The following is an 11225-nucleotide window of genomic DNA, read 5'->3' as shown; positions in this document are numbered from 1 at the left end:
GCTCGCCAGAGTCGCATTCGCCTTGATGAAAACTCAAGGCGAGTACATCAGCAGAAGGGCATAAAGGCATTGCCCTAAACCATAGAATCTCCTACAAAAGCCACGCATTCACCGGCAGTTCCTTAGCTGCCAAAATCGACGAACCTGTACTTAAAGATTCCGAACAGGTTTTAGCTATCTCAATACGACGCCTGGCCGCCCCCAGGCGTCGCCACCCCGCCCGCCCCGGTCAGGGCCTGTTAGAATGCGCGCCTCACCCGGAGGACCCATGGCCGAACACGATTTTCGCTACAACCTGCTCAACCCCGAACACACCCTGATCGAGTGCCGCGCCCTGGCTCCCGGCCGCTACCAGGTCACCGGCAACGGCGGTTCTATCAAGGGTAACGACACCCTGGTCGTCAGCCTCAAGGGCAGCCGTGACCTGAGCATGCGCCTGCAGGTCGACAAGGTCCGCCACCTGATCAACCCGCCCGGCCAGTGGGTCGCCGTCGCCCACGGGCCGGCCTTCACCGAACTGTCGATCTTCAACTGGCAGGTCACCTGCGACAGCTGCGGCAAGCAGCTGGACTTCGAGTTCGCGGTCGACAGCGCACTGGGCAAGAAGGCCCAGGCGCCAGCCGCCGATGCGCGCCTGGCCGAGCTGGGCTGGCGCAAACAGCAAGACAAACACCTGTGCCCTGCATGCGTTAACAAGGAGGCCTGATGAAACCGCTTCTCGCCCTGGGTCTGCTCGCCGCAGCCCTGGCTGGCTGCGCCGGCAAACCGGTGCAACTGGAAACCGAGCGCACCTATAGCGTGGAATGGATCGGCGAACGCCCGCTGATCGACAACAGTCACCTGACCATCATCCTCGGCGAAGACGGCCGCGCCTACGGTAACGCGGGCTGCAACCACTGGTTCGCCAGCTATACCCGGGATGGCGACAAGCTGAGCTTCAGCGACGCCGGCAGCACCCGCAAGCTGTGCGCCCCGGCGCTAATGGAACAGGAAAATCGCTTCCTGCAGAGCCTGACTACTATCGAACGCTGGGACATCTCGCCCATCGACCAGCTGCGCCTATGGCCCGCCAGCGGCAAACCGATCCGCCTGTGGCCGGACAAGTAACCGCTCGATAACCAGGTGAGCTGCCTCGCCCATCTGGTTATCCCTCCATCTATTGCGGCAGCGTCGTGAACAGATCCAGCTGTTCGTGCTTGCCGCGCATATCCTGCAAGCGTACGCCCACGCCCAATAGACGCACCGGGCGGTTGCCGCGCGCGTGGGCGCTGGTCAGCAACACGCGATAGCTTTCCAGATCCCGCGCCGCACCGGCCTGTTCCAGGGTGGTCTGGGTGAAGTCGTGGAATTTCACTTTGACGAACGGCTTGCCGACTTGATAGCTGCCGTCCAGGCGGGTCATGCGCCGCTCCAGTTCTTCCAGCAATGCCGGCAACTGCGCCAGGCAGGCGTCGAGATCCGGCAGATCCTGATCGTAAGTGTTCTCCACGCTCATCGACTGACGTCGGCTGTCGGTCTGCACCACCCGTTCATCGATGCCATGGGCGAGGTTCCAAAGCCGCTCGCCGAAACTGCCGAACTCGCGCACCAGGCGCAGCTTGTTCCACTCACGCAAATCGCGGCAGGTGCGTATGCCCAGGCGGGTCAGCTTGTCCGCGGTGACCTTGCCGACGCCATGGAGCTTGTTTACCGGCAGCTCCGCCACAAAATCGTCCACCTGATCCGGCGTGATCACGAAAATGCCGTTGGGCTTGCGCCAGTCGCTGGCGATCTTGGCCAGAAACTTGTTCGGCGCCACCCCGGCGGACACGGTGATATGCAGGTCGCTGGACACGCGTCGTCGGATGTCCTGGGCGATCCGCGTGGCGCTGCCGCCGAAATGCTCGCAGTTCGAGACATCGAGAAAGGCTTCGTCCAGCGACAGCGGCTCGATCTGGTCGGTGTAGTCGCGAAAGATCGCGTGAATCTCCCGGGACACCGCGCGGTATACATCGAAACGCGGTTTGACGATCAGCAGGTCCGGGCACAGCTTCAACGCATGCCCCGAAGCCATGGCCGAGCGCACGCCGTAGGCCCGCGCCTCGTAATTGCAGGTGGCGATCACCCCGCGCCGATCCGCCGAGCCGCCCACCGCCATCGGCTTGTCGGCAAGCGCCGGGTTGTCGCGCATTTCGACCGAGGCATAGAAGGCATCGCAATCGATGTGAATGATCTTTCGCTGCGCCATAGACCTGAGAGAGCCAGCCGACGGCGGGCGCGGTCGGCGAGAAAGGATGGGAAACGCACCTTACTGTATATAAGAACAGCCTTCCAGCCCGAGGCTTGCCGTTCATCGTCACCAGGCCCCGTCACGAAAACGCCACAAAACCGCCTGAGACGCCCGTATGGCAGGGCCTAGGCCGCTTCAAAATGCGCGATCCGCATCGCTAACCAATTGACAGCAAAACGTTTTTTTCTCGATATGCGTTGACAGCAGGTCTCAGATGAATAGAATGGCGACCGCGGGATGGAGCAGTCTGGTAGCTCGTCGGGCTCATAACCCGAAGGTCGTCGGTTCAAATCCGGCTCCCGCAACCAGATACCCAGAAAGGCCACTCAATCGAGTGGCCTTTTTGTTTTTCTGCATCCTCGATTTAACTAATTGATTAAAAAGCAGAAATCGATTGACAGAAGCCTCATCCTGTATAGAATGGCCGCCGCGGGATGGAGCAGTCTGGTAGCTCGTCGGGCTCATAACCCGAAGGTCGTCGGTTCAAATCCGGCTCCCGCAACCAGATACTCAAAAAGGCCACTCAATCGAGTGGCCTTTTTGTTTTTCCGCCCTGCCGATTTAACCGATTGATTGAAAACGCAAAAGTCGGTTGACAGCATTCTCTCCATCCCTATAATGGCCGCCGCGGGATGGAGCAGTCTGGTAGCTCGTCGGGCTCATAACCCGAAGGTCGTCGGTTCAAATCCGGCTCCCGCAACCACCTTCGAAACGAAAGCCCTGACAGTTCGCTGTCGGGGCTTTTGTTTTATGGGCATCTGAAAATCAGCCGCGCTTCACGTCGCGTGTTGATGGGCTAATCTTTGCAAGGGCCTGCCATAGACACCTTGAAGCACTTCGCTCAAGCTCATACATTGCCTGATACAAAACGGAACTTGGATTCCGCCCTTCAATCTGAGCCGCACTGCCCAAGAGGTATCCGATGCGCGCCAGCTCCGACGCTACTGCTCCACCTTCTCTGCCCAAATCTCAACTTCTGCTCTGGCGTCAGCGCCTGGATCGATACCGACAGCCGCTGGGGCTGAGTGTCGCCCTGGCCCTCTTCGTCATCGCCCTGCTCGCCTGCCGGCACCTGCTCAACGAGCTGGATCCCAGCGCCCTGCACGAATCCATCCTGGCCGTGCCCAAGCTGAACCTGCTCGGTGCTGTCGGCCTGACTATCGTCGGCTTCATCGCCTTGCTCGGCTATGAGTGGTCGGCCAGCCGTTATGCCGGCGTCAGCCTGCCCGGCCGCACATTGGCCACCGGCGGCTTCTGCGCCTTCGCCATCGGCAATGCAGTGGGTCTGTCGATGCTCTCCGGTGGCTCGATCCGCTACCGGCTGTATGCTCGCCATGGTATCGGCGGCGTGGAAATCGCCCGCATGACGGTGTTCGCCAGCCTTTCCCTGGGCTGCGCGCTGCCGATTCTCGCCGCCATTGCGGCACTGGCCGACCCGGCCGACGCCTCCGCCGCATTGCGCCTGCCGCAACCGGTACTGATCGTCATCAGCCTGGTGCTGCTGACCCTCGGCGCCGGCCTGCTGCTGAAACTGCACCGCGCACGCCTGCAAGAGCGCCCGAACGCCGACTGCGTGATGGTGCGGGTCAGCCGTCACCTGCTGCGCATGCCGGGCGCGTGCCTGACGCTGCTGCAGGTGCTGATCACCCTGGCCGACGTCAGCGCCGCCGCCGGCGTGCTGTACCTGCTGCTGCCCGAAGCGCCGCCCTTCACCACCTTCCTGCTGGTTTATCTGATCGCCCTGGCTGCCGGCGTACTCAGCCATGTACCGGGCGGCGTCGGCGTGTTCGAGGCCGTGCTACTGGCCGCCTTTGCCAGCGAGCTGGGCGCTGCGCCACTGGCTGCCGCGCTGCTGCTGTATCGCCTCATCTATATCGTGTTGCCGCTGCTGGTCGCCTGCCTGCTGCTGCTGGGCATGGAGCTGCGCCGGCTGATCAGCGCCCGCCAGGCGATCCGCGCCGCAAGCGGTCTGGCCGCGCCGATCCTCGCGCTGCTGGTGTTCATCTCCGGCATGGTGCTGCTGTTCTCCGGCGCCACGCCGAGCCTGGACGAGCGCCTGGAGATTCTCGACTTCCTGATCCCGCACCGGCTGATCGACGCCTCGCACTTCGGCGCCAGCCTGATCGGCCTGCTCTGCCTGTTACTCGCCCAGGGCCTGCGCCGTCGCCTGTCGGCCGCATGGGCAATGACCCTGATCCTGCTAATCACCGGCGCCATCCTCTCGCTGCTCAAAGGCTTCGACTGGGAAGAGGCGCTGCTGCTGAGTATCACCGCCGGCTTGCTGGCGCTGTTTCGCCCCTATTTCTATCGCCCCAGCCGGTTGATGGAGCTGCCCCTCTCGCCCTGGCACCTGGCAGCCAGTGCCTGTGTGCTCGGCGCCTCGATCTGGCTGCTGTTCTTCGCTTATCAGGACGTGCCCTACGAGAACCAGCTGTGGTGGCAGTTCGCGGTGAACGCCGATGCGCCGCGCGGCCTACGCGCCGCCCTGGGCTGCGTGCTGGTATTGGGCGTGATATTCCTGGCCTGGCTGCTGCGCGCCGCACCGCCGGCCATCACCCTGCCGACCAGTGAGGAGCTGGACCGCGCCGCCGCGATCATCAAAGCCTCCGACCAGGCCGATGGCGGCCTCGCCCTGACCGGCGACAAGGCTCTGCTGGTGCACCCGGAAGGCGACGCCTTTCTGATGTACTCGCGCCGCGCCCGCAGCATGGTCGCGCTGTTCGACCCCATCGGCACCGCGCAACGCCGTGCCGAGCTGGTCTGGCAGTTCCGCGACCTGTGCGACCGTCACCACACGCGTCCGGTGTTCTACCAGGTGCGTGCCGAGAACCTGCCGCTGTACATGGACATCGGCCTCACCGCCATCAAGCTCGGCGAAGAAGCGCGTGTGGATCTGAACCGCTTCGAGCTGGAAAGCACCGGCAAGGCCATGAAGGATCTGCGCTACACCTGGAACCGCAGCCAGCGCGACGGCCTGGTGCTGGAGTTCCACGAACCCGGCCAGGCACCGTTCGACGAGCTGCGCACCATCTCCGACGCCTGGCTGGGCGGCAAGCAGATGCGTGAGAAAGGCTTCTCCCTGGGCCGTTTCGATCCGGCGTACCTGAACCGCTTCCGCATCGTCATCGCACGGGTCGAAGGCCGCGCCGTGGCCTTCGCCAACCTGCTGGAAACCGACAGCCGCGACCTGGCCACCCTGGACCTGATGCGCGTACTACCCGATGCGCCGAAGCTGACCATGGAGTTCCTCATGCTCGGCCTGATCCTGCACTTCAAGGCGGCCGGCTTCGCCCGCTTCAGCCTCGGCATGGTGCCGCTCTCCGGCCTGCAGCCACGCCGCGGCGCGCCGCTGACCCAGCGCGTCGGTGCACTGGTGTTCAAGCGCGGTGAGGCGTTCTACAACTTCCAGGGCCTGCGCCGCTTCAAGGATAAATTCCAGCCTGACTGGGAACCGCGCTACATGGCCGTACCGGCTGGGCTCGACCCGCTGGTGGCACTGACCGACACCGCCGCGCTGATCGCCGGCGGCTTTACCGGACTGGTGAAACGCTGATGACCCGAACTGCCAAACGAGTACTTCCCCTCCTCGCCCTGCTGCTGGCGCTGATCGCCGGCGGCCTCTACCTGTGGCTGCGCCCGCCAGCCGCCGCCAGCCTGGCGCATCACACGCTGGCCTCCGGCGCCGACCTGCAGGTCGCTACACCAGGCGGCAAGGTACAACGCCGTGTGCTGCTGGCGCTGCCGAACGATCAACTGCTCGATGAAGCCGAACTGCTGGAGCTGGCCCAGTCCAACCACGCGCTGATCGGCCAGTATTCAGCCATCGGTCAAGGCTGCGAGGCGCAAGGCAAGACCCTGCAGGACGCCGCCGCTCAACTGGACGGCAAGCTGAACCTGGTCGCCGGCAGCGAGAACACCGCCATGCTCGCCTGGCGCTGGCTCGCCAGCCAGAACGACGACAAGGCCCAGGCGCTGTCCGTTGGCTTCTCCCTGGAGAAGCCCGATTGCGCCACCCCGCCGCCGACGGGCAGCGCTCACGGCCACTGGCTGGCCGCCTGGAACGACAACCCGGATGACGCCACCGCGCGTTTCGTGCGCGAGCAGGCCAAGGCCGAAACCCTGATCGGCGACTACGACACCGCGCCCAAGGCGCTGCTGATCGCCCAGGTGCGTCGCCTGCTGCAAGGCGCCAGCGACGACCTGCCGGTGGTCGAGGTGACGTCAACGCCGCCTGGCGATACGGTGAGCCTGTTCTACTCCGGCGACGGTGGCTGGCGTGACCTGGACAAGGCCGTGGCCGAGCAGATGGCCGAGCGCGGCTATCCGGTGGTCGGCGTCGATACCCTGCGTTACTTCTGGCAGCGCAAGAGCCCGGACCAGGCCGCCAGCGACCTGTCCGAGATGATGCGCCAGTACCGCGAGAAGTGGCATGCCAAGCGTTTCGTGCTGATCGGCTATTCGTTCGGCGCCGACGTGATGCCGGCGCTCTACAACCGCCTGCCCGAGAGTGACAAGAAGCAGATCGATGGCGTGTTTCTGCTGGCCTTGGCGCGCAGCGGCGCCTTCGAGATCCAGGTCGAAGGCTGGCTGGGCAAGGACGGCGACGAAGCCGCCACCGGCCCGGAGCTGATCAAGCTGCCCGCCTCGAAAGTGCTGTGCGTCTACGGCAGCGAAGAAGCGCCGGAAAGCGGCTGCACCCAGGAGCAGAGCGTCGGCGAGAAACTCGAGCTGCCTGGCGGCCACCACTACGACGAAGACTACCCGGCGCTGGCCGAGCGCCTGATCGCTGCGATCAAGAAGCGACAGCCTGCGGCGCAGTGACTTCGGTGTTGCCGGCGCCCGCCGGCAGCACGCCTCGCTCACACCAGAAAGTAGAACGCCCCGCCAATCACCACGCCTGAATACAGCAGCATGATCAGGCAATAGCCCATGATGTCCCGAGCGCCCAGGCCGGCAATGGCAAGCAGCGGCAGCGCCCAGAAGGGCTGAATCATGTTGGTCCAGGCGTCGCCCCAGGCGATCGCCATGGCGGTGATCTCCGGTGCCACGCCAAGCACCTCACCGGCCGGTAGCATGATCGGCCCCTGCACTGCCCACTGGCCGCCGCCCGACGGGATGAACATGTTCAAGAGCCCGGCACTGAGGAAGGTCAGCAGGGGAAAGGTCTCGGCCGACGACCAATCGATGAACAGGTCGCTGATCAGCTTGCCGAGCGTCTGCCCCTCGGCGTTGGCACCGACCATCATGCCCATGATCCCGGCGTAGAACGGGAACTGGATGATGATCCCGCTGATACCACCGACGCTGTCCTGAACCGCCCGCCCGTAGCGCTCCGGCGAGCCATGCAGCAACAAGCCGGCGAACAGGAACATGCCGATCACCAGGTTCAGGGTCAGCCCGAAGCCGTTGCTGGCGAAGTGGTAGACGAAATAGATGGCCGCCAGGGCGACGATCAGCAGGCCGAGCATGCGGCTGTCGTCCAGGCGTTGGGCGCCGGTGTCGCGAGGAATGGCCGGCGCTGGCGGATCCATCAGCAGCTCGGGCGCGGCCACCGTGGGCGTTCGCGGCATCATCGCCCGGTTGAGCAGCGGCGCGCCGATTACCAGCAAGGCGATGATGGTCAGATTGAGTGTGGTGAACAGCGTATGCTCGACGCCAATGGCAGCGGTCAGTACGCCGCCGCTGATACGTTCCAGATCCGCACCACCGGTGGCCAGGGACAACGGCACCGAGCCCGACAGGCCGCCATGCCACACCAGAAAGCCCGAATAGGCTGCCGCCACCAACAATGGGTAATGCACGCCCTGCACCTGCCGCGCCAGCGCTCGCGCGAACACGGCGCCGACCACCAGGCCGAAGCCCCAGTTGACCCAGGATGCGGCCATCGCCACCAAGGTGACGAACACGATCGCCTGTCCTGGGGTGCTGGGAATGCGCGCCAGGCGATCCAGCAGCCGGGCCACCGGTGGCGCATTGGCCAGGGCATGACCGGTGACCAGTACCAGCGCCATCTGCATGGTGAAGGTCAAAAGATTCCAGAAACCGCCGCCCCAGTGCTGGGCCATCTGCGGCAGGCTCTGGCCGGTGGCGAAGATGCCAAGCGCCAGCACCACCAGGGTCAGCAGCATGGCGAATACGAAGGGAGAAGGCAGCAAGCGCTGAACCAGATTGACGCTCAGCAGCGTGATCCGTGAAAACATCAGGTAGCCCTTTTGTCATTGTTATGGGGATGCGCGGCGGTGCTCGCCGGCCGCTCGGGCACGCTAACAGGCCCTGGCGCGGCGCAGAGGCGGAGTCTGCAACAGCATCTTTCAGAGCAATGGGCGCAGCCCACCCCCACATCCTGTCGGCAGTGCTGGAAAAGTGCCTCACACGCCGCTAGAATTGCGCACTTTTTGACCAGAGGCGCCCAAAGCGCCCGGCCCGTCTTAGCCCTGAGGTTCACCTGCATGACCACCACCGCCCCCCCCAAAGTTGGGTTCGTTTCCCTTGGCTGCCCGAAAGCCCTGGTGGACTCCGAACGCATCCTGACCCAGCTGCGCATGGAAGGTTATGAAGTGGTGCCGACCTACCAGGACGCCGACGTGGTGGTGGTCAACACCTGCGGCTTCATCGACAGCGCCAAGGCCGAGTCCCTGGAAGTGATTGGCGAGGCCATCAAGGAAAACGGCAAGGTCATCGTCACCGGCTGCATGGGCGTCGAGGAAGGCAACATCCGCGACGTGCACCCCAGCGTGCTGTCGGTCACCGGCCCGCAGCAGTACGAGCAGGTGGTCAACGCCGTCCACGAAGTGGTGCCGCCGCGCCAGGATCACAATCCGCTGGTCGACCTGATCCCGCCGCAGGGCGTCAAGCTCACCCCGCGCCACTACGCCTACCTGAAAATTTCCGAAGGCTGCAACCACAGCTGCAGCTTCTGCATCATCCCCTCGATGCGCGGCAAGCTGGTCAGCCGCCCGGTCGGCGATGTGCTCAGCGAGGCCGAGCGCCTGGTCAAGGCCGGCGTCAAGGAACTGCTGGTGATAAGCCAAGACACCAGCGCCTACGGTGTCGACCTCAAGTACAAGACCGACTTCTGGAACGGCCAGCCGGTCAAGACGCGCATGAAAGAGCTCTGCGAAGCGCTCTCCAGCATGGGCGTGTGGGTACGCCTGCACTACGTGTACCCCTACCCCAACGTCGACGACGTGATTCCGCTGATGGCCGCCGGCAAGCTGCTACCGTACCTGGACATTCCCTTCCAGCACGCCAGCCCGCGCGTCCTCAAGCTGATGAAGCGCCCGGCCTTCGAAGACCGCACCCTGGCGCGCATCAAATCCTGGCGCGAACAGTGCCCGGACCTGACCATCCGCTCGACATTCATCGTCGGCTTCCCCGGCGAAACCGAAGAAGACTTCCAATACCTGCTCGACTGGCTGACCGAAGCCCAGCTCGACCGCGTCGGCTGCTTCCAGTACTCGCCGGTCGAAGGTGCCCCCGCCAACGACCTGGACGTGGACATTGTGCCCGATGACGTCAAACAGGATCGCTGGGACCGCTTCATGGCCCACCAGCAGGCCATCAGCACCGCCCGCCTGCAACTGAAGATCGGCCGCGAAATGGACGTGCTGATCGACGAAGTCGACGACCAGGGCGCCGTCGCCCGCTCCTGGGCCGACGCGCCAGAAATCGACGGCAGCGTGTTTATCGAAGGTACCGACTTCCAGCCAGGCGACAAGGTGCGCGTGCGCATCGTCGATGCCGACGAATACGATATGTGGGCTGAGCGGGTCTGAGATCAGCGCCACACACGGTTCGATAAAAAACCTGCGTTTGCAGGTTTTTTATTGGCTGCGTTATTTGTGCCCCGTGCCCGCAACGTAGACGTTCAACTCAATGCTCTGGCTGATGCATTTAAACGATATTCAGCACGAGCATTAAGAACGAGTAAGGCGCCGCTTCACGACCTCCATGGTGGGTGAAAACAGCGACGGCTACGCACCCGCCTCCCCCCCCTCGCTGAGCGAGGTGAGGCCAGCGGAGGCTGGCAGATTCTGGCTAACGTCTGCTCACCCCAATGGGCTGACGACACCAGCAAAGCCTTGCCCCAAAACGTGTGTGTAAATCTGCGTCGTGCGTACATCTGCATGACCAAGCAGTGTTTGTACGGTTCGAATATCACTGCCTCGGCGCAGCAATTCGGTGGCGAAACTGTGGCGAAAGGTATGGCAACTCGCCGGCTTGTGCAGTGCGCTGCGGCGCACGGCTTGCCGAACGGCCTTCTGGATCGAGGTGACGTGAATGTGATGGCGTACTACCTGATCATCTTCATCCGTACAGAGCCCGCTGGATGGAAACAGCCACTGCCATTCGAACGAATGGCCGGCATTGGGGTACTTGCGTCGCAAGGCGAAGGGCAGACTGACCGGCTGCCGGTAAAACGCATCTTTGTGCTTCCATGCATCGAACATACGCTGCTTACGCTCCAACAGTGGCGTGATCAGTGAGGCAGGCAGAAGCGTTGTGCGATCTTTTGCCCCCTTGCCGTCATGTACGGTCAGCACCTGGCGCTCGAAATCCACATCCTTGATACGCAGCCGCGCAGCCTCCACGACCCGTAAACCTGCGCCATACATCAAAGAAGCCAGCAGTTGATAAGGCTGACCGAGCAACGCGATTAACGCTGTGGCTTCGGCATGCGTCAGTACACAGGGAATACGCTGAGAGCGCTTGGCCCGCACTACCTCACCAACCTGACCGAGTGGTTGCTCCAAAACCCTTGCGTAGAGAAAGACCAATGCATTGAGAGCCAGATTCTGAGTAGCAGCCGCGACCTTGCGCTCCACTGCCAGCCAGGTCAAAAATGCATTGACCTCGGTGGCCCCTAGGTTCTGTACGAAAAGTCGGTGCGGGTAGAATTGCCGCCATGATTGGCTGGAGGCCCGCATGGCAAAGCGCTACGAACTCCCCGATGCAG

Annotated in this window: 8 protein-coding genes and 3 tRNA genes; 8 read left to right on the top strand and 3 right to left on the bottom strand. The window is 63.4% G+C overall.

Annotation, left to right across the window (positions count from 1 at the left end; all coding sequences use genetic code 11):
- The first annotated feature begins 268 nt into the window (after positions 1–268).
- Positions 269–706: a hypothetical protein gene (locus FB481_RS23000; RefSeq protein WP_093502669.1), complete on the top strand. Its 438-nt coding sequence runs from the start codon at positions 269–271 to the stop codon at positions 704–706.
- Entirely contained in the window at positions 706–1107 is a 402-nt protein-coding gene (locus FB481_RS22995; protein WP_147178100.1) for an META domain-containing protein, read from the top strand. Before FB481_RS23000 ends, FB481_RS22995 begins: the two co-directional genes overlap by 1 nt.
- A 49-nt stretch (positions 1108–1156) precedes the next feature.
- On the opposite strand, the gene dinB is transcribed toward FB481_RS22995, so the two are convergent.
- Positions 1157–2227, bottom strand: a complete 1071-nt coding sequence (dinB, locus tag FB481_RS22990) for a DNA polymerase IV (protein ID WP_147178098.1) — start codon at positions 2225–2227, stop codon at positions 1157–1159.
- Positions 2228–2500: 273 nt separating this feature from the next.
- Between dinB and FB481_RS22985 the strand changes: the two genes are divergently transcribed.
- From FB481_RS22985 to FB481_RS22965, 5 genes are all read left to right on the top strand, one after another.
- Positions 2501–2577: transfer RNA gene (locus tag FB481_RS22985), tRNA-Met, on the top strand.
- A 120-nt stretch (positions 2578–2697) separates the two neighbouring features.
- Positions 2698–2774 (top strand) — tRNA-Met (locus FB481_RS22980).
- Positions 2775–2895: 121 nt separating this feature from the next.
- A tRNA-Met gene (locus FB481_RS22975) sits at positions 2896–2972 on the top strand.
- Positions 2973–3191: 219 nt separating this feature from the next.
- A complete protein-coding gene (mprF, locus tag FB481_RS22970; RefSeq protein ID WP_147178096.1) occupies positions 3192–5822 on the top strand; it encodes a bifunctional lysylphosphatidylglycerol flippase/synthetase MprF in 2631 nt (876 codons plus the stop codon).
- On the top strand, positions 5822–7090 hold the full coding sequence (locus tag FB481_RS22965; protein WP_147178094.1) for a virulence factor family protein: 1269 nt from the start codon (positions 5822–5824) through the stop codon (positions 7088–7090). Before mprF ends, FB481_RS22965 begins: the two co-directional genes overlap by 1 nt.
- Before the next feature lie 38 nt (positions 7091–7128).
- On the opposite strand, the gene FB481_RS22960 is transcribed toward FB481_RS22965, so the two are convergent.
- Positions 7129–8469, bottom strand: a complete 1341-nt coding sequence (locus tag FB481_RS22960) for a short-chain fatty acid transporter (protein WP_147178092.1) — start codon at positions 8467–8469, stop codon at positions 7129–7131.
- Between the two features lie 249 nt (positions 8470–8718).
- Here FB481_RS22960 and rimO point away from each other — a divergent pair, with 249 nt between their 5' ends.
- Positions 8719–10044 (top strand): 30S ribosomal protein S12 methylthiotransferase RimO, encoded by a 1326-nt coding sequence (gene rimO / locus FB481_RS22955; protein WP_147178090.1) that lies wholly within the window; start codon positions 8719–8721, stop codon positions 10042–10044.
- Between the two features lie 273 nt (positions 10045–10317).
- On the opposite strand, the gene FB481_RS22950 is transcribed toward rimO, so the two are convergent.
- Complete coding sequence (locus FB481_RS22950; RefSeq protein WP_147178088.1) at positions 10318–11196, bottom strand: integron integrase; 879 nt, start codon at positions 11194–11196, stop codon at positions 10318–10320.
- Positions 11197–11225: the final 29 nt, after the last annotated feature.

Origin of the sequence: Pseudomonas sp. AG1028, assembly GCF_007993955.1 — a bacterium.
In the GTDB taxonomy this organism is placed as follows: Bacteria; Pseudomonadota; Gammaproteobacteria; order Pseudomonadales; family Pseudomonadaceae; genus Aquipseudomonas; species Aquipseudomonas straminea.
This window is presented reverse-complemented; position numbering and strand designations above follow the sequence as displayed.

Bases quoted from the DNA above. Each gene is read 5' to 3' on its own strand.
- rimO (WP_147178090.1), top strand. From the start codon at position 8,719: ATGACCACCACCGCCCCCCCCAAAGTTGGGTTCGTTTCCCTTGGCTGC.
- dinB (WP_147178098.1), bottom strand. From the start codon at position 2,227: ATGGCGCAGCGAAAGATCATTCACATCGATTGCGATGCCTTCTATGCC.
- mprF (WP_147178096.1), top strand. From the start codon at position 3,192: ATGCGCGCCAGCTCCGACGCTACTGCTCCACCTTCTCTGCCCAAATCT.
- FB481_RS23000 (WP_093502669.1), top strand. From the start codon at position 269: ATGGCCGAACACGATTTTCGCTACAACCTGCTCAACCCCGAACACACC.
- FB481_RS22965 (WP_147178094.1), top strand. From the start codon at position 5,822: ATGACCCGAACTGCCAAACGAGTACTTCCCCTCCTCGCCCTGCTGCTG.
- FB481_RS22950 (WP_147178088.1), bottom strand. From the start codon at position 11,196: ATGCGGGCCTCCAGCCAATCATGGCGGCAATTCTACCCGCACCGACTT.
- FB481_RS22960 (WP_147178092.1), bottom strand. From the start codon at position 8,469: ATGTTTTCACGGATCACGCTGCTGAGCGTCAATCTGGTTCAGCGCTTG.
- FB481_RS22995 (WP_147178100.1), top strand. From the start codon at position 706: ATGAAACCGCTTCTCGCCCTGGGTCTGCTCGCCGCAGCCCTGGCTGGC.